The organism is Flavobacterium flavipigmentatum (assembly GCF_020911905.1).
Classification (GTDB): domain Bacteria; phylum Bacteroidota; class Bacteroidia; order Flavobacteriales; family Flavobacteriaceae; genus Flavobacterium; species Flavobacterium flavipigmentatum.
Window position 1 is genome coordinate 3273438 of the sequence record NZ_CP087133.1, and the last position, 23086, is coordinate 3296523.

Below are 23086 nucleotides of genomic sequence, written 5' to 3' on the forward strand. Positions count from 1 at the left end.
TAACAATGCATACAGAAAAAATATATTCGGTTATAGGGATCGGGATCGGCCCTTTCAATCTTGGTATGGCGGCTTTAATAGAGCCCGTAGAAGAATTAACATCCCTGTTCTTTGATCAGTCTGAAAGCTTTGACTGGCATCCTGGATTAATGTTAAATAACGCAACGCTTCAGGTTCCTTTTTTGGCAGATTTGGTAACAATGGCAGACCCTACGAGCAAATATAGTTTTCTTAATTTTATTAAAGAAAGCGGACGTTTATATCCTTTTTACATTAGAGAAAATTTCTTTATTTACAGAAGAGAATATAACGAATATTGTAAATGGGTAGCATCTCAACTGCCCAATTGCAAATTCTCACATAAAGTAGTTGCTATAAATCATGCAAATGATTTGTATGAAATTATAGTTAGAAACACAAAAACATCTGAAATAGCTACGTATTATTCTCAGAAAATTGTTTTAGGAACAGGAACTTCGCCATATATGCCTGATTTTGTTGATAATGAAGCATTTCCTAATGTAATTCATGCATCAAAATATTTATACTATAAATCGCATATCCCAAAAAACGCCACTGTTAGTATTATTGGTTCTGGACAAAGTGCTGCAGAAATATTTCGTGATCTTTTACCTGAAACTCAAAACGGATTGCAACTAAAATGGTTTACCCGTTCTTCGCATTTCTTCCCGCTTGATAATAAGTCAAAACTAACTTTAGAACTGACTTCACCCGAATATATTGACCATTTTCATAGTTTGTCTGATGAAAAGAGAAAACGACTTTTAGCCAGACAACACGGTCTTTATAAAGGTATTGATCAGGAATTAATAAACGAAATTTTTGATAGTTTATACGAAATGAGTCTGGAAGATACTCCTCTAAACGTCGAATTACGTTCTAATATGCGCCTGACTTCTGTAAAAGAAACTGTCGATGGTTCTTATAATCTGGATTTTGTTCATACAGAACTTGATGCACCTTATGACGATCAGAGTAATTGCATTATTTTGGCAACAGGTTATAAATACAAAGAACCAGCGATTCTGTCAGGAATTGAAGCAAAGATCAATCGTTTGGAAAATGGTTTATTTAATGTTCATCGCAATTACACAATTGATAAAAACGCGACGGATATTTTTGTGCAGAATGCAGAACTTCACACACATGGCCTCTCTACGCCTGATTTAGGAATGGGAGCTTACAGAAATTCATGTATTATTAATCAACTTGCAAATCGTGAAGTCTATAAGGTAGAAAAACGAATTGCTTTTCAACAGTTTGGTGTACAAAAAATTACAAAAGAGTTTACAGAGGCAAATGTTATCGAATTGGTAAACGAGCCATTAAACCATTAAAATTGAATTACAATGATAATTTCAGAAAATATATTCACAGGCGCACAGCATCTTAATGCTCCTATTTGGAACAAAGTAAATCGAAAACTGTTGGCCAAAAGCATTGCAGAATTGATGCGAGAGGATTTGGCTAAGCCCGAAATAATTGGTAAAGATGAGAATGAACTTACCCATTTTATATTAGCAACAGATAAAGAAAATATTCATTATCGCTTTTCTGCGTATCCGAGGTTTCTTAATTATTGGCATGTTGTTGCAGAAAGTATTCACAAAATAGAAAATGAGCAAACATTAGAACATGTAGACGTACCTAATTTCTTTATCGAACTTCAGGAGACTTTTGGAGTCAATTCTTTTACACTTGCTCATTATGTTGAAGAATTATTGCATACTTTATATGCTGATGCTTTCATTCATTCAAAGCGACGTTTATCAGCAGCAAAACTAGCAGATGCTGATTTTCAAACTATAGAACACAGCCTTGATGGGCATCCGTGGGTAATTGTTAATAAAGGCCGAATTGGTTTTGATTCAGAAGATCATAAAAATTTCGCACCAGAAGCGGGTCAAAAAACACGTTTGGTCTGGTTGGCAGCTCATAAAAATAGAGCTAGCATACAACTACAAACCGATATGAATAAACATGATTTTTATGAAAGTGAAATAGGTTCTGAAAAAATTAATAGTTTTAAAAATAAGTTAATCCAATCTGATGTAAATCCTGATGATTATATTTTTATTCCGGTACATTTGTGGCAATGGCAACATAAACTGGTCATGCAGTTTTCGCACGATATTGCTTCAAAAAAGCTAATTCCGTTAGACCTCTCAGACGATATTTACAGTCCTCAACAAAGTATTCGTACCTTTTTTAATTACAGCAAACCGCACAAACATTATGTAAAAACGTCAATATCGATACTGAACACAAGCCACATCAGAGGACTGTGTCCGAAACAATTATCGATAGCACCACGTCTCACAGAATATATTAAAGAGATACTAAAAAAAGATCTTCATTTACAAAATATGGGTGTTGTGTTGTTAGGCGAAATGGTTTCGGCCACGTATACGCATCCTAGTTACTGTAAAATTGAAAATCCGCCTTATCAATACAATGAATATTTGGGTGCGATGTGGCGAGAAAGCCCTATCAATTTTCTAAAACATGGAGAAAATTTGATGACAATGGCAGCCTTGCTTTATGTAGATGATCATGGCCAAAGTCTTATTGCGGAATTGATAACAAAATCAGGCCTTTCTACAGAACAATGGCTAAAAGCATATATGAGAGCGTACCTTAAACCTGTACTTCAAATTTATTATCAGCATTCGTTGTGTATTGATCCGCACGGGCAAAATGTAATTCTAATTCTAAAAGATTATGTGCCAACGCGTATCGCTTTGCAGGATTTTGTGGGAGATATTTTGATCAACGAAGAAGGAAAGAAAAAACTACCGCAGGAGTTTATAGATAACATGTTTAATGCCTCTCCAAACCCTGAAAATGCGCCGTTAGTAATCCTGATTGCCGTTTTTGATGCTTTTTTTAGATACTTGAGTGATGTACTAATAACAACTACCAATTATTCTGAAGTTTCTTTTTGGAATTGCGTTTACGACATTATTTTAGAGTTTCAGGAAGAGCATCCAGAGCTACAGGAGATGTTTGAGAAGTATAATTTATTGATACCAGAATTCAAACGTCTCATTTTTAATAGCCGACGTTTATTTAATGGTTATGAAGAAACGGCTGGTTTTCCACACATGAAAAAAAGCGGTTTTATTCCAAATCCATTGTTTCAATTGGTGAATAAAGAATTATTAATTGTAAAGGAAAATTCATGAAAGAAGCGATTCTAAAAACACGCTCTTTCTTGGGGCTTATAAGTCGCTCGCTATCAGGAACTGAAACTAATTTTACATCTGGAAGTATCAATAAAGCCATTATTCTATTGTCTGTACCAATGGTAGCAGAACTGCTAATGGAATCTTTATTTGTTTGTTCCAATCTTTTTTTTGTGAGTAGATTAGGCACTTCTGCCATTTCGATTGCTGGTGCCACCACAACATTTATTACCTTTTGTTACTCTGTTTCAATAGGTCTTGGTATTGCGGCATCGGCCATGATTTCGAGAAGAATAGGTGAAAAAGAGTTCAAAATTGCAGGTCAAACCGCCATGCAGGTTATTTATATAACAACACCAATAGCGATAATCATCAGTGTAGTTTGTTCTGTATGGGCAACCGAAATCATGACCGCAATGGGACTTTCTAAAGCAATGGTTGAGGAAGGAAAATGGTATGGCATGGTCATGTTTGCTTCAAGCGGATTTTTGATTCTGCGAATAGTAATAAACGGCATATTTCGTGGAGCCGGCGATGCTTCTACTGCGATGAGAATCCTTTGGCTTTCGAACGCCTTAAATATTGTATTGTGCCCCCTGTTTATTTTTGGATGGGGGCCAATTCCTGCTTACGGTTTACTAGGAGTAGGTTTAGCGACCTTAATTGCCAGAGTTATCGGCGTGATTTATCAGGCCTGGTATTTGGTAAAAGGCAAAACGGTGCTTAGAATTGCTAAGACTCAACTCCTATTCGATTTGGCTATTTTTAAAAGGGTAGTAAAACTGGCTTTTGGCGGCACCGTTCAATTTATTATTCCTGCTTCAAGCTGGGTATTTATGATAAAAATTATGTCTCATTTTGGAGAAAATGCATTGGCAGGTTACATTTTGGCTCAAAGAGTGGCCTCAATAGCAACAATGCCAGCATGGGGACTCGGGAATGCAGCCGGAATTTTGACCGGACAAAACCTGGGAGCCAAACAACCTGAGAGAGCCGAAAAATCTGTATGGAGAGCCGGAATGCTCAATATGGGATTCCTTATTTTAATCGGGATTTGCTGGATTTTCATGGCTGCTCCCGTAGTGAAATTTTTTACAGATATTCCAGAAGTTATCTCTTTCAGCACAAGGTACATTCATTTTATTTCGATAGCCTACATTTTGTTAGGCTACACGATGGTCATCTCTAGGGCGCTCAACGCTGCGGGCGAAGTCAAGGTGGTAACATGGCTTTATATTTTAATGTTTTATATCGTTCAGATTCCGCTGGCCTATTCGTTAGGAATTGCTTTTGAGTTAGGGGCAAATGGTGTTTTTACAGCCATCCTTCTGTCAGAAATTGTATTGGCTGTAGCCTGTATTATTGTCTTTCGTAAAGGAAAATGGAAACATACCAAAGTTTAATAAAATATCAATTTAAATACTAAAAAAAGATGAATACAATAGCACAATTACACCACGTATTTGCAAGAGCGTTTGAAATACCTGTTGAATCGGTAAACGACCAACTAGAATATCAGGCAATAGTAGAATGGGATTCTATGAGTCATCTCGTGCTAATTGAAGAACTAGAAAGCACGTATAAAATCTCAATAGAAATGGAAGATATTCTGGAAATGAGTAGTGTTGAAAGAATAAAAATAGTACTTAAGAAATACGGATTTGAAATTAATTAGAAACCCAAAGCTATGGAATTATACCGTTTAATATCAGAAAATAAAAATTTAATTTTTACCGATGCTACAACTGGATTTTCTAAAACTATAAAAGAAATGCATCAATCGCTGGAGATCGAAAATCTTCGTTCTGTTGTGTTTATTTACAATGATAATCAGTTACCAGCCGTTGAAACTTTTTTAAATTTTTACCAAAGCCGTTTTACAATTGCTTTATTAGGATTGGGAGTGAATGTTGAGTTTAAAGAAAATTTAGAAAAAAATTATACGCCTTATTATATTTACGATCCGTCCAGAAGCGAAATTGAAGGATATAAGGTTGTTGATGCATCACGTACAATACAATTATTCAAACGTATTGAAAATGCCATCTACCCGATACATCCAAAAGTCAAACTCTTGCTGAGCACTTCAGGAACAACAGGATCACCTAAATTTGTGCGATTGTCTGATGAAAATCTTGTTGAAAATGCACAATCGATTCTGGATTATCTGCCTGTTAAAAGTGATGATGTGGTACCGCTCAATGTTCCGATAAATTCTGTTTACGGATTATCGATATTTAATACCAATTGTATAAAAGCACATCAAATTGTCTGTACCGACAAAGATGTTTTTAAGAAGGAATTTTGGCATGACTTGAAAAATTTTGGTTATTCGACACTAGGTGGCGTGCCTTATTTTTATGAAATGCTTCAAAGTATTGGTTTTTTTAAAAAAGACTATCCAACATTACGTTATTTTACGCATGGAGGCGGCATTATCAATCATAAATTAATCGAAGTCATTTCTGAATACACCGAGAAATATGGTAAAAAGTTTTTTGCACAATATGGTCAGACCGAAGCAAGTGGACGTATGGCTTTTTTACCACCGGAAGACTTACTCAGAAAAAGAGCTTCGATTGGGCGACCTATTCAAAATGGACGCTTTGAGATTGAAGAAAATACTTCGGAACTAATTTATTATGGTCCTAATATTTTTGGCGGTTATGCCGAAAGAAGGGCAGATTTACAATTTTATCATCAGGAAGAAAAACTGCATACCGGCGATCAGGCACGAAAAGATGATGAAGGTTATTATTACATAACAGGGAGATTAAAACGAATTGTCAAATTATTTGGCAGCCGTATTAATTTAGACGAAATCGAACTTCTTTTAAAAGACACTTTCGGTGGAAAAACCTTTATTTGCTTGGATCTGAATGATAAACATTTAGCTGTTTTGTACACAGATGCTAATTTGAATAAAGAAATAATGGTACAAACCTTAAAAATAAAATTGCATTTGCATGCGAGTTCTGTAAAAATAATTCACATAACTGATGTACCATTGACGGTTAACGGAAAAGTAAATTACCCGCTTATCAAAGAATCTTTAGAATCTGAGATACTGGTACAATAAAACCATCGATTTATAAAAAAAATCACCTCTATACTTAAATAGAGGTGATTTTTAAATTTTGATTTAAATAAATAATTAAAACTTGAAAGTTAAATTTACTAAGAAATTTGCCGGAGCCTGAGCTGCTCCCCACGTACTCCAATATTTTTCGTTAGTTATGTTATTCAATTTAACACCAACTCTCCAAGTAGGCTGTTCGTAGAATAAAGTTTGATTAAAAATGGTGTATGACGGAATGTAAAAAGTATTGGTTGTAGCCATAAAAGTATCATCAACATAATTAGCTCCAAAACCAATACCAAATCCTTTCAGACTATTTTGAAACTTATAAGAAGCCCAGATATTCCAAACGTTTTCGGGTGCATCTGCTGCTTTTTTTCCTTCAAGAGAAGCCGTTGCCGATTTTACGATGCGATTATCATTATAAGCATATCCAGCAATGATATCAAGTCCTGCAATTGGGTTGGCTATTAACTCAAAATCAAACCCTTTACTTACTTGTTTACCGCCTTGTTGGTACGTTAAATCTGTAAACCTCATGACGGCATTATCATTAGTGATATTGTAATAACTAATGGTAGTACTTACTTTTTTATTGAATGCTTCAACTTTAATACCACCTTCAAATTGATTAGCATATAAAGGATCTAAAATCAATTGTGCCCCATCTGGCTGATTTACTGGTGCAAGATTTTGAAATCCATTCATATAATTACCAAATAACGAAACCTGATCTTTTACAACCTGATAAACCAACCCTAATTTTGGTGATAAAGACGTCTGATTGTATGCTGGAGTAGTACCACTTTCTTTACGGTCAAAATTATCTACACGCAAACTTAACATCACCGAAAGTCGGTCTGCAAAACTAATTACATCAGAAGCATAAGCACTAAAGGTGTACTCTTCTCTACCCGCTCTTATCACGGGAGCCAGTGCTACGGCATCAATATCATTCTTTCTAACAGGAACGAAGTTTGTCGTAACATCAATTGTTCTAAAAGGAGCTGTAGGAGTTGGTGTAGACGAAAAAGTATCCGAATAATATCTGTAATTAATACCCGTTAAGAGTTTGTGTTTCAAGAATCCAGTGTTAAACTCCCCATTAATATTTTCCTGAATATTGGTATAATTACTAGAAATTGGCCCAAAAACCGTGGCGCGAATAGTAGCCGTTGTTGGCGAAGTCCAAGTAGGTGTTACTTGATAGCTATAATCGACATTCTCACTTACAAAAGAATACAAAGTAGTTGATTTCCAGCGATCTGATATTTGATATTCTGCCTGTACGAAAGCTTTTGAAGCCGATGACTTAGCGTCTGCATCTTCATGAACCAATGATTTTTTATAATCTATTTTAAACTCCGAAGGGTTTGTTATGCCAGAAGCAGCAGTCACTGTAGGATATAATGGTTTAGTACTGTTTACATTAAATAATTCAGCATCTATGTTAAATGTAAGCCTGTCTGTCGCCTTGTAGGTAATACTTGGAGTAACAGCCAGCGTATTATTAAAACCATAATCCAAAAAGCTTTTCTCCTTATTAACCGCTATATTAAGTCTGAACAATACTTTTTTATCTTTTGTAAGAGGCGTATTAATGTCGGCCGTAAGTCGGTTTAAACCAAAACTTCCGCCAGTGTACGCTATCTCTGTTGACGTTGCTTCAAAAGGTTTTTTGGTCACCAAATTCACCACGCCGCCAAAAGAAGATGCTGAAGAACCAAATAAAGTTCCTGAAGGGCCTTTCAAAATTTCGATTCTTTCCAGATTTGCAATGCCAACAGAAGAACGTCCTGACAAAGTTTCCATTCCATTTCTGGAATTAATTCCAACTGTAAATCCTCTAAAAATAGCTGCAAATCCTCCTGACGGATAATTAAGCGGAACAACTCCAGGAGAATTTCGAACGGCACTACCAATTTCTACCGCCATCTGTTCTTGCAAAAGTTCTTTATGTACTACGCTATAAACCTGCGGATTTTCTAAATTTTTTAGAGGCATTCTAGCCACATATACTGTTTTTTTTGAGACGATACTTTTTCTGCTACTAATTACAACTTCATTCAATTCTTTATTAGAAACCTTCAATTGTAGGTTGATTGTCGTTGTCTCATTGTCTACAACCACCACTTCTTGCTCTGATGTTTCGTATCCTGCCAAGGAAATTTGTAAAGTATACGTATTGGGTTTTACTCGGCTCAATTCGAAGCTACCATCATCATTTGTTGACGTATTGTATTTTGAGTTTTTTAATATGATATACACATCGGCTGCAGGATCGCCATCAGAAGTGGTAATTTGACCTTTTATTTTTCCATGATTTTGTTGGGCAAAAACAGAAATGCATGAAAACAAAAAGATAATTGTAAACAAAAAACTTGTTGTCCTAAAAGTAATATATTTCATTGTTTTGTAAATATTAGTTATTGTTTTTATTCATTCTAAATAAAAACAAGGCAAAAATATAAATTAATATTTATTTAACAAGTTATGATGAGAAGAATTAGTGCTTTTTTTATCAACCAATAGCGAAACAGAAGAAATGTTTTTTATATTTCACTTTAATTATTTATATATAGTCTAAATAATTATAAATTTGAAGAAAATTTAAAGGATCACTCGTGAGCATCCTTTTCTCTCTAAAACGCACGGAAAACAATGAAGAAAAAATTAATGAAAACTTTTGGCAAACTACACCTATGGCTGGGCTTAGGTTCGGGACTTATTGTTTTTATAGTAGCATTGACAGGCAGTATAATGGTTTTCGAAAAAGAAATTGACCAATATATAAATTCAGATTTTTACTTTGTTTCCACAATTGGCAAGACAAAAAAGCCCATTGATTACTGTACCGATTTACTTCAAAAAGAATATTCGATAAAAAAAATAACCCGAATTAGCACATTTAATGATCCTAAGCGAACACTATTAATTGTGGGAAAAGATATGGACGGTGAAAGTATCATTTTTGCGTTTGATCCCTATTCCGGTAAAATTTTAGGATCTGTAGATCAGGAAACCAGATTTTTCTCTATCGTTTTGTCGCTCCACAGGCACTTATTATTAGATGATATAGGAAAACTTATCACTGGAATCTCTTGTCTGATCTTTGCTTTTATGCTTATCTCCGGACTTATTTTGTGGTGGCCCAAAAAAATAAAAAACCTCAAACAAAGATTAACCGTAAAATGGGGAGCTTCTTTTAAAAGAATCAACTGGGATTTTCATTCTACTTTTGGGTTTTACAGCTTTTTATTTTTATTAACTATTTCGCTAACAGGTCTTGTATTTGCCTTCGATTGGTTCGAAAAAGGCATTTATTATTTTGCTGACGGCACAACAAAAAAGCTTTCGAATAAAGTTGAAAACCCAAACAAAACAGATCCAAAATTGAATAAAACTGCCTTTTATCAGACCATTTATAATCAAGCAGATAGTATTTTTGATTACCAAGGAAATATCCAGATTAGAATGCCAGCTGATACCATAAATAGTATTTTGGTACTAAAAGAAAATGTAGAAAAAACAATTCCATTTCAGTCCAGCGCAGCTTATTTTGATAAATATACGGCAGAAATTATTGAGTCAAGACCTTATGAGAATTTTTCAAGAGGTGATAAAATCAGACGTCTCATCTACCCTATTCATTCGGGCAGTATTTATGGATATCCTACCAAAATAATAGCTTTTCTCGTGTGTCTTTTTGCTTTGACCTTACCTGTATCAGGATTTTTAATTTGGTGGGGAAGAAAGAAAAAATAGTAGTTGTTGTGCACCACTATTTTACTGGATTTGGGTCTTTTGATGAAGTTTTTAGATGTTGGTAACTACAACTTTAGGAAAAACGCCTAAACGTTAGGTTTTGAAACCACAAAACCTAACGAGAACACCTAAACAATTAGATTAAAATCTTTTTTGCAAGGCGTTTGATTTGCTTTTTACCTCTCACCATACATTTATAAAATAGGCTTTCCGCTCTTTTTTGGTTATGAAAAATAAACTTCTACTCTAGCCCCGATGGAAGTGTATCCTTTTGCTTTTTTCTTTAAAAAGCAAAAGATATAGCGTACAGCGGGACGGGTGGTGATTATAAAAACAAAATTTCTGCTCCTATTCTTTAAAATCAATACTTTTCTGTGGTCTTGTGTCTTTATTTACGGCTCAATTGTATGTAAAATTTATTGTTTTAAATTAGAACTTTCCTCCGCTTCCTTTAAAATTGGTCAATCATTTTATCTTTTCTATTTGTTTAATTAATTAAAATAAAAAGCAAACAAATTAATTTATTGCTTCATGCAAAAAGTTTCTGTTTGAAATACTAATTAATCCATTATTTTATTCTTTTTGATTAAAAAAACACGTAATTTTGTTTAGCATTAAATTCAAATAGTTAAACAAAAGTATATTGCTTTTTTTAAGCTGTAAATAATCTGAAAGTAATAACCTCGATAGCATAGTAATTTTGAAAAAAAGGTTCCGTGCTTTACAAAACTGATGAGAAAAATAAAAAAAGAAAACCTACCGACTAAAATCTGCATCGTGTGTAAGTTGCCGTTTACCTGGAGAAAAAAGTGGGAGAAAGTTTGGGAGGACGTAAAATATTGTAGCGATAAGTGCAGAAAAAATAAAAATGAAAAATAGAAATACACCAACACTTCGGCTGATTCTTGGGGATCAACTCAATTACAATCATTCGTGGTTTGATACTATAGACAATACGATTACGTATGTGATGATGGAGGTTCGAACCGAAACGGATTATGCTACCCATCATATTCAGAAAGTGGTTGGATTTTTTGCTGCAATGCGCCAGTTTGCTGATTGGCTGCAATTGAAAAATCATAAAGTACTGTATATAAAAATAAACGATTCAAATAATTTACAATCTTTTGAATCGAATCTAAATACGATCATCAAGCAAGAGAATATCGCTCATTTTGAGTATCAGTTACCAGATGAATATCGTTTGGACTGTGTGCTGAAAAACTTTTCGTCCAGTCTTTCTATTTCGAACGAAGTCTTTGATACAGAGCATTTTTTTAGCACTAGAAATGAGTTAGGTGCTTTTTTTGAAGGAAAAAAGACTTTTATAATGGAAAGTTTTTATCGCACTATGCGAAAAAAACATGACATCATGATGGAAGGAAATAATCCTATTACCGGCCAGTGGAATTACGACAGTGACAACAGAAAAAAGTTGCCAAAAGACCATCGTGCCACAACACCTTTGCTTTTTAGCTCCGATGTTGCGTTAATAGCAGAGGAAATTTCGAAAACGACGATACAAACCATTGGAAAAATAGATGCAAAAAACTTTATTTGGCCCATAAACAGAGATCAATCACTAGAACTGCTGCAATTTTTTATAGCCGAGTGTTTGCCTTTGTTTGGTTCTTATCAGGACGCAATGTCGCCAGGTCAATGGTCGTTGTATCACTCTCGATTGTCCTTTTCACTAAACACAAAAATGATTAGTCCGCTTGAGGTTGTAAATGAGGCCATCCGAGCTTGGCAGCATAATCCCGAACTCATAGCATACAATCAGTTGGAGGGTTTTGTGCGTCAAATTATTGGCTGGCGAGAATATATGCGTGGTATTTATTGGTTAAAGATGCCCGAATATGCCAAATTAAATTTCTTTAACCATCAAGAAAAATTACCAGATTGGTTCTGGACAGGAAAAACCAAAATGAATTGCTTAAAAGATGCTATAACGCAGTCTCTAGAGTATGCTTATGCACATCATATCCAGCGTTTGATGATTACAGGAAATTTTGCACTCTTGGCTGGAATTGATCCAGACGAGGTCGATCAATGGTATTTGGGTATTTATATCGATGCGCTTGATTGGGTAGAAATTACCAATACCCGCGGAATGAGTCAATTTGCAGACGGCGGTATTGTAGGCACAAAACCGTATGTAAGTTCTGCTGCCTATATGGATAAAATGAGCCATTATTGTGGAAGCTGCTTTTATAATAAAGCGAAAAAAACAGGCGAAAAAGCATGTCCTTTTAATAGTTTGTATTGGAATTTTTATGACAAACACAAAGATAAATTATCTCAAAATCCGAGAATTGGGATGATGTACAATGTATGGAACAAAATGAAGCCAGAGGATAAAACAGTGCTTTTAGAGCAGGCGGATTATTATTTAAAAAATATCAACAGTTTATGAAAACAGCTATAGTTTGGTTTAAAACAGATTTAAGAGTTACTGACAACGAAGCATTACTAAAAGCAATTTCGCAGAGTGACAGTGTCGTTCCAGTATATTGTTTTGACGATGCTCATTTTGAAACTACCCCATACGGATTTAAAAAAACAGGTGATTTCAGAGCGCAGTTTTTGATGGAATCTCTGATCGATTTGGATGCAAATTTAAGAGCACTAGGCTCCGGTTTAATTATTTTGAAAGGAAAGCCAGAAATTGAAATTCCGAAGATCGTGAAACAGTACAGAGCGGCGAAGGTGTATGCCAAACGTGAAGTTGCTTTTGAAGAAAAACAGCTAGAAACATTAGTACAGTCTGAACTTTGGAAACTTAAATGTGAGTTGTTAACGCTGAGCACCAGTACTTTATATCATGCCGAGGATCTGCCTTTCTCTATAAAAGATATTCCGGATGTCTTTACAAATTTTAGAAAAAAAATTGAGAAAGATTCGGTTATTCGAGTGTCTTTAGAAAAGCCATCGACGATCAAGTCACCAGAGATTCCTAAACTAGAATTGCCGGACCTGAAAGAATTAGGTCTAAAAAAAGTAAAAATAGACAAAAGAGCGGCGATTGCATTTAAAGGAGGTGAATCGCAGGCCCTGAAAAGATTGGATTATTATTTTTTTAAAACAAAATCAATTTCGAACTATAAAGAAACCCGAAACGGAATGGTCGGTGCTGATTATTCATCCAAATTTTCGGCGTGGCTTGCTTTGGGATGTGTTTCTCCAAGGCATATTTATCAGGAACTTCAAAAATACGAATCTCTTCATACTGCCAATGAATCGACATACTGGCTGGTGTTTGAATTGCTTTGGAGAGATTATTTTAGGTTTATGATGAAGAAACACCAAAACAAATTTTTTCAGAAAAACGGCATTAAAAGCACTGACTCAGGAGTGAAAAAAGTTAATATTGAGCAGCTTCAAAACTGGATTAACGGTAAAACCGGCGTAGATTTTATTGATGCCAACATGATAGAACTCAAACTGACCGGATTTATGAGCAATCGCGGTCGCCAAAATGTTGCCAGCTACCTGTGTAACGACTTAAAACTTGACTGGCGTTATGGAGCAGCCTACTTTGAGCAGCAGCTTATTGACTATGATGTTTGCAGCAATTGGGGAAACTGGTCTTATGTGGCGGGCGTAGGCAATGACCCGAGAGGCAATCGTTATTTTAATATTGATAAACAAGCCTCAGATTATGACAAAAATAAATCATTTAGAAATTTATGGCTTAAGGATTAATAAAAATCCAAGCCTTTTTTTTCTAACAAAATCCATTTTTTATCACTGTTGAGCTTAAATGAGCCAATAAATTCCTTATTCCACTCCTCAGGTGATATTAGAGACAAGAATTCTTTACCATCCGTGTCAAGATAAAGATGATAAATTTCGCCCATTACAGGTTCAAACGAAAACCTGGCATTGTACACAAGTTCGTTCCATTTAAACTCATCTATTAATTTCTGATATTCAGATTTAAGTTCATTAAACTTGTTCTCGAATTCTTTATTGACATTATGAATTCCTCTGCTCTTCCAAGCCACAACGTCATCAACTTTTATTACGGGTGCACCAATATTTGTTGCGTATGGCAACTTACTTGAGTTATATCCTTCCTTCTCAGAATAAACAATATTGTCTGGTTTTTTATTTGCCATAATTGGGTTATCTCTTTATTTTTTTTAGATCATAAAGATACTATTGATTACAATCTTTAACAAATATTATGGATAAAATTACAGGTAAATTTGTCGTTTTAATAGCAATTTTAGTCTTAAAAAAAGAAATAAAATCTTAAAAAGAAATACAAGCAAATACCAACCGATGCTAAATTATTTTTGGTAAGAAATTTACCTTTTATTTTACTATGATTTTGGTTGAATTGAATAGTTAAAAGCGAAAAAGTTGCCTTATTAGTTGTATTTTTTTCTTTAATTTGTCATTTTCCAGCGGTATTTGCAAAGTTTAAAAACCTTATATTTACGTTCTGGTGGACAAAATTACGCTGTACAAATAATCAATTTAAGCATCGTAAAGCAATTAATTTTAAGAAGTGAAGATGGAAAAATATGCCGTATCAGAAACAATATTACCTTTGGTGGATAATCCTATAGTAAACCGTTTCATAAAGAAAGCCGATTTATTGCCTGATCCTGAATCTTGCCTGAATTCAATGGACAAGAAAGAAAGACCCATGCAGGATTTGAGTATTCCGTTTAGAGATGTAACCAATGCTACCACTAAAAAAGAAAGTTTTGCGCGACTTATTGAAAAATTAGACGTTGAAAATAGTATCAGATATCAAAAAACAATAGAAGATACCTATTGCAACGTGTATTCTTACGATTATTGTTATTTTTCTAAAGTATACCTACCAACGGTTTGGTGGACAGCGGAATCTCTTGAAAAAATACTAGAAGGCCAGGAAATAGAAGCTGTTTTTGAAGAAACGGTTGACCGTATCTATTCTAGCGCCATACACGACTGGTTTTTGCAGTGGGGAGCCAGTTTTGGCTGGAAAAGAATGTTTACCACTGATGAAATTCAGAATCATGTTAACACCAATGGCGGTGTTGGAATTATTTGCGCCAAAAGAAAAATAAAAGGTCTCTCTGGACACATTGTGCCTGTTGTGCCAGAAACGGATTTTCATAAAGCCTATCGAGAAAATGGTGTAGTCGTTTATCCGTTGCAATCACAGGCAGGAAAGCTCAATTACAACTATTTTTCAGAAGTTAGAAAAGATTGGTGGAATGACGAATTATACTCTTCTTATGTTTTTTATTATCATGAATAAATAAAAATAGGTAACCCAATTTCTAAATTTAAGACCGTAATTGATTTTCAATATATTAGCTACTTGTAAATAACATAAAAAAGAACTACTTTTGCAACTTAGAAAAAAGAAGAATAGCAAAAGTTGCAATTAGGTTATTCATCTGCTCAAAATACTGATTTAAAAGTAATTAATAACTTTATTGATTTTATAACTCTTTTATAAAATTTGACTTTTATATTCGTCTTTCGGTTGATACACGTGCAAAATTTCTAAGAATAAAATAGAATTTCATACAATTTTAAAAGTAAAACAAGCCTTTTTAGTGGATGCAACCTGGATGCTTTCTCCATTAAATGACTTTTTGGCTCTGATTATTAACCGATTATAATTGTATTTTCGAATAAAAATAATGCCTTTAAAAGAATAATTCATCATAAAAAAAGAAAATTAGTATAAATGAAAGACAATCAGACACAAAAATATTATTGGGGAATAGGATTAGAAAACGAAACCTACATGCAATTTGAAGAATCCCTAATAGTTTCTGGTGAGTTTATACAAGAAAAAATTGGTTTTGAAAAATATAGTATTGACTACAGAAAATGCTACAAACCAGAAAGTTTAGCCCCTTTGTTGAAAAAAGCTTTTGGTTTGGATAAAAACTACAAAGTGAGCCGAATGATGAACAGTCATTCGCTTGAAAAACTAGACATCAACTATCAGCACAAAACGTTATCACCCATAAAACCATTGCTTGATACAGAAGCTGGAGAAGTGATCGCACAACCCACCGAAAATCCTGAATATCTGGGACAATCGATCATGGAGCTTTTTCTTGAAGATCAGCCGTACAACATTCAGAGTATGATTACCCAAAGAAATAAAACAATGGGTTCTGTACATTTTGATGGCGATTCTATTGAATTTGTAACCAAATATTTTGAAAACAGAACAGTTGTTGATTCGTGTAAAGAACTAAAAGCAACCAAAAAATTATTCCTTGATAAAATCAATGAATCGGCGGTACTTGACGGAAAATTAAATTTTCCAGACTACAACAATGGTCTGAATATGTTTATGACCAATCAGGAGAATCTGGTTTTGTTTAATAACGGAACCTATCATTTTCATATCACTTTGCCTACGCTAACAGAAGACAGCAGAATTATTGATTATGATAATTTTGAGAAAACGCACGCCAATGCTATTTATTTATTACAATGGTTTGAGCCTTTTTTTATAGCCACTCTTGGAAGCCCTGATATTATGGGTGTGATTAGCGATAAATACAGTTTAGACAAAAAATTTACTTTGGGTTCTATGCGCAATGCGATGTCGCGATACATAGGTGTAGGAACTTTTAATAAAGCGATGCCAAAAGGTAAAATTTTAACTTATAATGTAGACGAGTTTAGAAAACTTCTGAAATTTGAAAAAGAAGAAAACATTTGGTGGCGAGACCAGATCGAAGTCGAGATGGAATATGAACTACTTTCGGAAGTTGGACTTGATTTTAATCAGGAAAAAATGTATCAAAGTGGTTTCGAATTCAGAAGTTTTGACGAGTTTCCGGCTGAGTATTTAAACGATGTTCTTTTTTCTATTATTTTAATTTGTGAGCATTCTTTAAACCTGGCTGATGTTCAATGGGCACATGACAGCAAAGCATGGAATAACCTGGTTTTTAAAACCTTAAAAATGGGTTATGCAACCGAAATTAATGAAGAAGAAAAGGCTGAAGTTTTAGATTTATTACAATTATTAAATCCGTCTAATAGCGATTACAACGCATTAAAAGCTGAATTTGAAGCTATCGTATTGCTAGATGAATTTTTCTTTAAAATTCTGGCTGTTTTGCATGACAGATACAAAGACAGCAACATTTGTCTGGATGCTATGTACGGTCAAAAAACAAGTGCTCCACCAAAATGGAATAACTTTAATAAATACCAAACAGAAAAGCATTTGCAGCAAATTGGTGCTTTTTGTGAAAACTAAAACTAAACAAAAACGGCTCAGTCACTTTATGATTGGGCCGTTTGTTTTATTAAGGAACACTTTTATATCACTCCAAATTTTTCCTTGTATCTCTTTAATTCTAAATCAGTTTTGCAAAGCAACTTTTCTAAAAGAAAAACCTTGTCTTCATAGAGTTTTTCTACTTTACTGCAAGTAGCCATAAAATCTCCAACGTCGTTTTCTTTGACATTCTTAAAATAACGCTGACCTTCAAAATAAACGATATCTTCTAAATTTACCTCTAAAACAACAGCTATTTTTTCTATTTTTTTATAGCTAATATTGTTTTTTCCACTTTCAATTTTGCTGTAACCGGCTTGCGTAATACCAAGGCAATCTGCCATATATTCCTGTGTATAATTTTTTAATTCTCTTATACTTTTAATATTATTTCCTATTGAAGTATTCATAAATTCAATTTAAACAAAATCACTTTACAACTAAAAGTGAAATGATGTTTGATATTTTTTTTGATTATTAAACTTTTAGAAATCTACCTCTTCGTTCGCACTACCCTACTCTCTATACAACCAAAACATTAATGAAAATATTTCATCACAACAAATAATAAAAATAAATAAAAACAGAATATACTATTTTTGTAATAAAAATAATACCAGACGTAAATTAAAACCCTATTTGCCTTTCTGAACAATAGAAATGCAAAGTAAAAATAGGTTTTTATGATAAACAATAACATTTGTTAACAGTTTGAATCAATCTTCCTTATTTCCGTACTTCAATCGGCTTAAATGAACAGAGGTTATATTGAGATAAGAAGCGATGTAATGTTGCGGCACACGCTCTAGTATTCTGGGAAACGTAGCATTCATGCTATTGTATCGCTGCAAAGGAGTCTGAGTGTATAATGCCTTAATTCTATCATTAAGCATAAAGAAGTAATTTTCAGCAATCAACCTGCCTAATTTTTCTCCATTCTTTAGATTTTTGTACAACTCTTGCACCATTTCGATCGTGATAACAAGAACCGTTGTATTTTCACTTGCCTGCATTGAAAAACTGGAAGGAATACCTTTTATAAAACTTTCATAATTGGTCGCAAAAGTATTTTCTACAGCAAAATGAAAAATCCTTTCTTCATCGTTATCATCAACATAATAACTTCTTATTAAGCCATTTATAATGAAGTATATGTTTTTGCAAATTGTATTCTGACAAAGAATAACCTCTTTTTTACTGAATTTTTCAACAGTAAACTTTGGAGAATATTGAGCCCATTCTGAATCACTAATTTCAATAAAACTTGAAATCAATTCACGTATTTTTTCAAGATCATGATCCATTTTACTATTTATTCTTAGAATTTTAAACCAACTTAAAAAAGCATTTAGCCTTTGATACTTCAATATACTATCAAATAAATGCTAAATCATAAATTGGTAAAAGCTGTCTCTTTATTTAATGTGTAAAATTAACGCTTTTGATAGTTTCACCTTCTTATTAAAAACTTAAAAAAACAAAAAATGTAAACGATTACTTTTTTATTATTAAAGAGTAACATGAATTGGATCAATAAGTTGAAAAACTAAGTACAATTATCTTTTAATTTAAAAATATTGCTTGGCCTATTTTAATACAAATCCCTATCAGAAACCTCATGTTTCCTTGAAATTTCAATGCGCTGTCCCCAGCATTTAAATGTATTATTCTTTGACAATTATTTACGGTGCAGGCAATAAATAGCCGAAATAAATGTTTTTAAATAAGTTTTACTGTAATGGATCATGAGGTTCATTTATATTTAATTTATTAAAAGCTAATGATTATGAAAAGGATATTTTTTACAATTATGATGATGGCTATTGCCCTACAAGGATATGCACAAAAGGAAATGAGCAATAAATACAGAGCTATTCCGCCAGCAGATTCAAAAATGAAGGAAATTGCTCCTCCAAAGGAAATTATTCCTCGAATCGCTCCGTTAGAATTTACTAAAAAGCCAGATTCATTAGAAATCAACCCTGAGGAACTTTTTAAGAATACCATGCTTTACAAAAAAGAAGCCAATACAGATGGTATTTTTTACAGAAGAAATCAGTTTTTAGGAAATTTTAAAACGAAAGCTTTTGTTTCTACTATTCGTTACAGAGATGCTGCTTTTGTTGATGGAGACAAAATAAAAGTATATCTGAATGATAAAATAATAGAGCCTCAAGTGGGTTTGAATGGTGAATTTCAGGGATTCAAAATTAATTTGGTACCTGGAATTAACAAAATTGATTTTGAAGCGTTAAACGAGGGTTCTGCATCGCCCAATACTGCAGAATTTCAGGTTTATGACGATAAAGGAGTGGCTATTGAGGCAAGTCAATGGAATGTTGGTACGGGTTATAAAGCTACTATTGTGTTAATAAAAGAATAAATGGAAGTTGTTAAAAAACTGATATTTTCTCCATTGAAATGATCGCAGCCAAAGTCATCATCAAAAAAGTATAAAATAGGATAGCCAAAAAAAGTGACATTTTTTCATTATAGAAAATGAAAAATGCCACTTAGGTTTGTAAAATTTAATTGAGTTTAGTTGATGAAGCCAAATTTATCTTCAAACATTTTTCCAATAACAGGAATAGGTTTCTTTTGTTCGTTGGCAGCATTAATTATTCCGAAAATCCACAAAATAAAAAGAGCATAACCAATGTAATTAAGAAAATAAAGCGAAGTTACCGTAAAGACCACAACAGAAAGTATAATATTTACTGCAAAGGAAAATAGAAAAATTCCGAAGCCTTGTTTAAGGTGATAGGTTACAAGATCACTTTTTGGTGTTACATCTTTGCTTTTTACAAAAGCTATAATCCAACCAATGATGGTGATGTAGCTCAGGATTGATAAGGATTTATTATTCATTGTTTCAATTTTTAGTGTGGTTCAAAAGTAGATACAATTAGAGAAAAACAAAACAACCACTTTGTCATGTGTAGCTTTTGGTTGGTATTTGGATCAGTTAAATTTATATGCAGTGAATAATTAGATTTCGTCTTTCATTAATTTAAAAAATTGCTCTTTTTTTGCTCTTGATATGGGCACTACAGATTTATCAATCATGTGAACCATACCTTCTCGGGAATAACTCAGAATAGCATTTACATTAATAAGATGTGATTGATGTACACGAAAGAAAACTGGTGCTAGTAAAATATCTTCATAATTTTTTAAAGGTTTTGAAACCATTATTTTTCGGCCGTCCGTTAGAAAAAAAGTGGTGTAGGAGCCCGAAGTTTCACACCTTAAAATCTGTTCTAATTTCACAACATACATCGCTTCCTGCGTTGGTAGAACGAGTCTGTCAGGCGTTTTAGAAACATTGGTTTGCAATTCGGTGATTTGTTGTTTTTCTAACACTCTTTCCTCTAAAATGGCAATACGGTCAATTGCTGTTTTTAGTTCTTGTGAATCTATGGGTTTAAGCAAATAATCGACAGCACTGTATTTGAATGCGTTTATGGCATGCTGCTCGTAAGCGGTTGTAAATATGAGATGAAAAGCATTAAAAGAAATTTGCTGCAGTACCTCAAAACCAGTTCCGTCTTTGAGCATAATATCCATAAAAACCAAATCAGGTTTGAGTCTGTCGATCATTTTTGTGGCTTCTTCAACGCTTTCGGCATATCCTATGATCTGAATATTTTCTCCGGCCACCATTTCAAGCATAATAGATAAAGCTTCTCTTAATCGATGCTCGTCTTCTATAATTAATGTTTTGTATATCATTACAATATCGGAATGTTTAAAATTACTATACAGCCCTGCCCGTCTGTTTCAGGCTCTCTCTCTTTTACAGTAAAACCGGCGTTTGGATTCTCTTTTTGCATTTTTGTCAATCTTTCATCTGTAATGGTGGTAGATAAAGATTGATGTGTATCGTTGATTTTTAATTTTCTTGAAGCGGCTAATCCAATTCCGTTGTCTTTGATGGTACAGATCAAATTTCGTTTTATTTCGTCTTCTTTAAAATAAATTTCTATTAATCCTCGTACATTATTCTCCTGGGGTTTCAAACCATGTTCTACTGCATTTTCTATAAAAGGCTGAATCAATAAAGGCGGAATTAAAACATCAGTTTCAATAGTGCCATCACATTCAATTACATAATCAAAACCATTGTTTAAGCGAAGCTGCTGCAGTTCGATATAATTTTTCAAAGTATTTATTTCTTCTTCCAGAGAAATAGTTTCCTTGCGGGATTGTTCTAAAACCTGTCTGGTAAGTTTGGCAAATTTATTTAGATAAGAAACTGCCGGAATAGTATCTTTTTGCAGTATCATACTTTGAATATTTCCTAAAGCATTAAAAATAAAATGAGGATCCATCTGCGAACGCAATAATCGTCTTTCTAAGGATAGTCTGGCCGAAAGATTTTCTATCGTTTCTTTTTCCATCAATTGTACTTTCAATTCGCTATTGGCTTGTTCCTGCTTTAGAAAATCTTCTCTATTTTGATAATATCGCTGACGATAATAATAGGAACGAAACATAAATATTAATCCAATTAGCAAAACTCCGGCAATGGCATATCCTAATAGTTTATTTTTTTGTTGTAATTCATTTTCGAGTTCAAGCTGTTTGATACGTTCTGCCTTTTTAGAAGATTCATATCTGGCTTCGGCATTTTGCAATTTAGACTGAGTTGCTTCATTATATTTCAGCTGATTGTATTTTGCATAAAGAGTATCGTAAGCATAATAGGCCTTAAAATCTTTTCTTTTTACAGAAACATCTTTCAAACAGCTGTAAAAAGTTGCCAATAGATAATTATCAGTATACGGAAGTTTTTTTTGGTAATTGATTCCCTCTATAAAAAGAAGTTCCGCTTTTGTATAATCGCCTTTTTGAGTAAAATAATATCCTTGAAGTCCAATCGCACTGCGGTAAATAATTTTTATATTGTATCTTTTGGCAATTGTAGTCGCTTTTTCAAGATTCATCAAAAAGGCTTTTTCGTCAATCGACTTGGGGTCTTTGGTGTAAAGATCGGCAAGATTGATGTAAGCAATACCTATGTTACTTTTACTAATGATTTTATCGGCGTTTTTTTCTGCTAAAGCAACGGTTTCTTTAAAAAATTTTACAGCAACTTCCCAGTCGCCTACTCCACCCGTTTCCAGTTTATCGGTTAAGAAACTTCCAAAGGCCAGTCTTGCATACAAGTTACTTTCGGGATCTCCAGATTTTGCCGCATGAATCATCGCTTCTCGGGCATATTTCTCTACTTTTGGAGGAGAAGCAGGCGAAAAAAGATACGATATGTCCGAAGCTATTTTGGCACATTGATCGTGTGCGTTTATTTTAGAAAACAATTGATAAGCCTTTAGTAAATAATTCAACGCCTGAGGTTTATCTTCTATATACGACTTTAACGATCCCATTGCAGCTGCCGCATGAGCTTTTGCCCGCACATTCTGTACATTTTTAGAAAGATAATAAGCTGTATCTGCATAATGCAAAAACTCTTTTAGATGAAGTAAACGCCTTTGTGTGAGTGCGAGATAAGCATAACAGATTACTTCATCGACTTTGCTTTTGTTTTTTATGGCTAAATTGAGAGCTTGATGCTGAATTTTAAGAGAACCTGTCGTATCCGAAAAGCGTTTTGCATACCCCAGACTGACTATTTTTTCGACAGAAGAAATACTTTGTGCCTGAAGTGGTGCGACAAATACAAACGATAATAATATCAAAAAAATCAGGTGTTTTTTTCTTGCTTTTTTGAATCTAATAGTAAATATTGTGGGCATAAATAATAGTAATTGACGG

Annotated in this window: 19 protein-coding genes; 12 read left to right on the forward strand and 7 right to left on the reverse strand. The window is 33.7% G+C overall.

What is annotated here, in order from left to right:
• The first annotated feature begins 5 nt into the window (after positions 1-5).
• Genes LNP22_RS14110 through LNP22_RS14130 form a run of 5 tightly spaced genes read left to right on the forward strand, consistent with a single transcriptional unit; the run spans position 6 to position 6285 of the window.
• A complete protein-coding gene (locus LNP22_RS14110; RefSeq protein WP_229974024.1) occupies positions 6-1358 on the forward strand; it encodes a lysine N(6)-hydroxylase/L-ornithine N(5)-oxygenase family protein in 1353 nt (450 codons plus the stop codon).
• A 12-nt stretch (positions 1359-1370) separates the two neighbouring features.
• Positions 1371-3206: an IucA/IucC family protein gene (locus LNP22_RS14115; RefSeq protein ID WP_229974025.1), complete on the forward strand. Its 1836-nt coding sequence runs from the start codon at positions 1371-1373 to the stop codon at positions 3204-3206.
• Positions 3203-4609, forward strand: coding sequence for an MATE family efflux transporter (locus LNP22_RS14120; RefSeq protein WP_229974026.1), 1407 nt, complete (start codon positions 3203-3205; stop codon positions 4607-4609). Before LNP22_RS14115 ends, LNP22_RS14120 begins: the two co-directional genes overlap by 4 nt.
• Before the next feature lie 29 nt (positions 4610-4638).
• On the forward strand, positions 4639-4881 hold the full coding sequence (locus LNP22_RS14125; protein ID WP_229974027.1) for an acyl carrier protein: 243 nt from the start codon (positions 4639-4641) through the stop codon (positions 4879-4881).
• A 12-nt stretch (positions 4882-4893) separates the two neighbouring features.
• Entirely contained in the window at positions 4894-6285 is a 1392-nt protein-coding gene (locus tag LNP22_RS14130; protein WP_229974028.1) for an AMP-binding protein, read from the forward strand.
• Between the two features lie 75 nt (positions 6286-6360).
• Here the strand turns inward: LNP22_RS14130 and LNP22_RS14135 are convergent, their stop codons facing one another.
• On the reverse strand, positions 6361-8694 hold the full coding sequence (locus LNP22_RS14135; RefSeq protein ID WP_229974029.1) for a TonB-dependent receptor: 2334 nt from the start codon (positions 8692-8694) through the stop codon (positions 6361-6363).
• Between the two features lie 252 nt (positions 8695-8946).
• On the opposite strand from LNP22_RS14135, the gene LNP22_RS14140 reads away from it, so the two are divergent.
• The 4 genes from LNP22_RS14140 (at position 8947) to LNP22_RS14155 (ending at position 13755) form a co-directional block, all read left to right on the forward strand.
• Positions 8947-10050, forward strand: a complete 1104-nt coding sequence (locus LNP22_RS14140) for a PepSY-associated TM helix domain-containing protein (protein WP_229974030.1) — start codon at positions 8947-8949, stop codon at positions 10048-10050.
• 741 nt (positions 10051-10791) lie between these two features.
• The gene (locus LNP22_RS14145; protein WP_229976390.1) at positions 10792-10929 is read left to right on the forward strand and encodes a DUF2256 domain-containing protein; all 138 of its coding nucleotides are present in this window, start codon (positions 10792-10794) and stop codon (positions 10927-10929) included.
• Positions 10919-12466, forward strand: a complete 1548-nt coding sequence (locus LNP22_RS14150) for a cryptochrome/photolyase family protein (RefSeq protein WP_229974031.1) — start codon at positions 10919-10921, stop codon at positions 12464-12466. The genes LNP22_RS14145 and LNP22_RS14150 overlap by 11 nt, the downstream gene beginning before the upstream one ends.
• The gene (locus LNP22_RS14155; RefSeq protein WP_229974032.1) at positions 12463-13755 is read left to right on the forward strand and encodes a DASH family cryptochrome; all 1293 of its coding nucleotides are present in this window, start codon (positions 12463-12465) and stop codon (positions 13753-13755) included. Before LNP22_RS14150 ends, LNP22_RS14155 begins: the two co-directional genes overlap by 4 nt.
• Here the strand turns inward: LNP22_RS14155 and LNP22_RS14160 are convergent.
• On the reverse strand, positions 13752-14171 hold the full coding sequence (locus LNP22_RS14160) for a DUF2452 domain-containing protein (protein ID WP_229974033.1): 420 nt from the start codon (positions 14169-14171) through the stop codon (positions 13752-13754). The two genes, LNP22_RS14155 and LNP22_RS14160, sit on opposite strands and share 4 nt — an antisense overlap.
• A gap of 401 nt (positions 14172-14572) precedes the next feature.
• Between LNP22_RS14160 and LNP22_RS14165 the strand changes: the two genes are divergently transcribed.
• Positions 14573-15310, forward strand: a complete 738-nt coding sequence (locus LNP22_RS14165) for a hypothetical protein (RefSeq protein ID WP_229974034.1) — start codon at positions 14573-14575, stop codon at positions 15308-15310.
• 438 nt (positions 15311-15748) lie between these two features.
• The gene (locus LNP22_RS14170) at positions 15749-17290 is read left to right on the forward strand and encodes a hypothetical protein (RefSeq protein WP_229974035.1); all 1542 of its coding nucleotides are present in this window, start codon (positions 15749-15751) and stop codon (positions 17288-17290) included.
• 62 nt (positions 17291-17352) lie between these two features.
• Here LNP22_RS14170 and LNP22_RS14175 read toward each other — a convergent pair whose 3' ends face one another.
• Positions 17353-17721, reverse strand: a complete 369-nt coding sequence (locus LNP22_RS14175; RefSeq protein WP_229974036.1) for a helix-turn-helix transcriptional regulator — start codon at positions 17719-17721, stop codon at positions 17353-17355.
• Between the two features lie 306 nt (positions 17722-18027).
• Positions 18028-18615, reverse strand: coding sequence for a Crp/Fnr family transcriptional regulator (locus LNP22_RS14180; RefSeq protein WP_229974037.1), 588 nt, complete (start codon positions 18613-18615; stop codon positions 18028-18030).
• Positions 18616-19097: 482 nt separating this feature from the next.
• On the opposite strand from LNP22_RS14180, the gene LNP22_RS14185 reads away from it, so the two are divergent.
• A complete protein-coding gene (locus LNP22_RS14185; RefSeq protein WP_229974038.1) occupies positions 19098-19694 on the forward strand; it encodes a hypothetical protein in 597 nt (198 codons plus the stop codon).
• Positions 19695-19849: 155 nt separating this feature from the next.
• Here the strand turns inward: LNP22_RS14185 and LNP22_RS14190 are convergent, their stop codons facing one another.
• The 3 genes from LNP22_RS14190 to LNP22_RS14200 form a co-directional block, all read right to left on the reverse strand.
• On the reverse strand, positions 19850-20179 hold the full coding sequence (locus tag LNP22_RS14190; RefSeq protein ID WP_229974039.1) for a DUF4870 domain-containing protein: 330 nt from the start codon (positions 20177-20179) through the stop codon (positions 19850-19852).
• A gap of 120 nt (positions 20180-20299) precedes the next feature.
• Positions 20300-21043, reverse strand: a complete 744-nt coding sequence (locus tag LNP22_RS14195; RefSeq protein WP_229974040.1) for a LytR/AlgR family response regulator transcription factor — start codon at positions 21041-21043, stop codon at positions 20300-20302.
• Positions 21043-23010: a sensor histidine kinase gene (locus tag LNP22_RS14200; protein ID WP_229974041.1), complete on the reverse strand. Its 1968-nt coding sequence runs from the start codon at positions 23008-23010 to the stop codon at positions 21043-21045. Before LNP22_RS14200 ends, LNP22_RS14195 begins: the two co-directional genes overlap by 1 nt.
• Positions 23011-23086: the final 76 nt, after the last annotated feature.

Excerpts from the sequence above, each read along its gene's own strand:
- LNP22_RS14110 (WP_229974024.1), top strand. The coding sequence starts at position 6 with ATGCATACAGAAAAAATATATTCGGTTATAGGGATCGGGATCGGCCCT.
- LNP22_RS14115 (WP_229974025.1), top strand. The coding sequence starts at position 1,371 with ATGATAATTTCAGAAAATATATTCACAGGCGCACAGCATCTTAATGCT.
- LNP22_RS14120 (WP_229974026.1), top strand. The coding sequence starts at position 3,203 with ATGAAAGAAGCGATTCTAAAAACACGCTCTTTCTTGGGGCTTATAAGT.
- LNP22_RS14125 (WP_229974027.1), top strand. The coding sequence starts at position 4,639 with ATGAATACAATAGCACAATTACACCACGTATTTGCAAGAGCGTTTGAA.
- LNP22_RS14130 (WP_229974028.1), top strand. The coding sequence starts at position 4,894 with ATGGAATTATACCGTTTAATATCAGAAAATAAAAATTTAATTTTTACC.
- LNP22_RS14135 (WP_229974029.1), bottom strand. The coding sequence starts at position 8,694 with ATGAAATATATTACTTTTAGGACAACAAGTTTTTTGTTTACAATTATC.
- LNP22_RS14140 (WP_229974030.1), top strand. The coding sequence starts at position 8,947 with ATGAAGAAAAAATTAATGAAAACTTTTGGCAAACTACACCTATGGCTG.
- LNP22_RS14150 (WP_229974031.1), top strand. The coding sequence starts at position 10,919 with ATGAAAAATAGAAATACACCAACACTTCGGCTGATTCTTGGGGATCAA.
- LNP22_RS14155 (WP_229974032.1), top strand. The coding sequence starts at position 12,463 with ATGAAAACAGCTATAGTTTGGTTTAAAACAGATTTAAGAGTTACTGAC.
- LNP22_RS14160 (WP_229974033.1), bottom strand. The coding sequence starts at position 14,171 with ATGGCAAATAAAAAACCAGACAATATTGTTTATTCTGAGAAGGAAGGA.
- LNP22_RS14165 (WP_229974034.1), top strand. The coding sequence starts at position 14,573 with ATGGAAAAATATGCCGTATCAGAAACAATATTACCTTTGGTGGATAAT.
- LNP22_RS14170 (WP_229974035.1), top strand. The coding sequence starts at position 15,749 with ATGAAAGACAATCAGACACAAAAATATTATTGGGGAATAGGATTAGAA.
- LNP22_RS14175 (WP_229974036.1), bottom strand. The coding sequence starts at position 17,721 with ATGAATACTTCAATAGGAAATAATATTAAAAGTATAAGAGAATTAAAA.
- LNP22_RS14180 (WP_229974037.1), bottom strand. The coding sequence starts at position 18,615 with ATGGATCATGATCTTGAAAAAATACGTGAATTGATTTCAAGTTTTATT.
- LNP22_RS14185 (WP_229974038.1), top strand. The coding sequence starts at position 19,098 with ATGAAAAGGATATTTTTTACAATTATGATGATGGCTATTGCCCTACAA.
- LNP22_RS14190 (WP_229974039.1), bottom strand. The coding sequence starts at position 20,179 with ATGAATAATAAATCCTTATCAATCCTGAGCTACATCACCATCATTGGT.
- LNP22_RS14195 (WP_229974040.1), bottom strand. The coding sequence starts at position 21,043 with ATGATATACAAAACATTAATTATAGAAGACGAGCATCGATTAAGAGAA.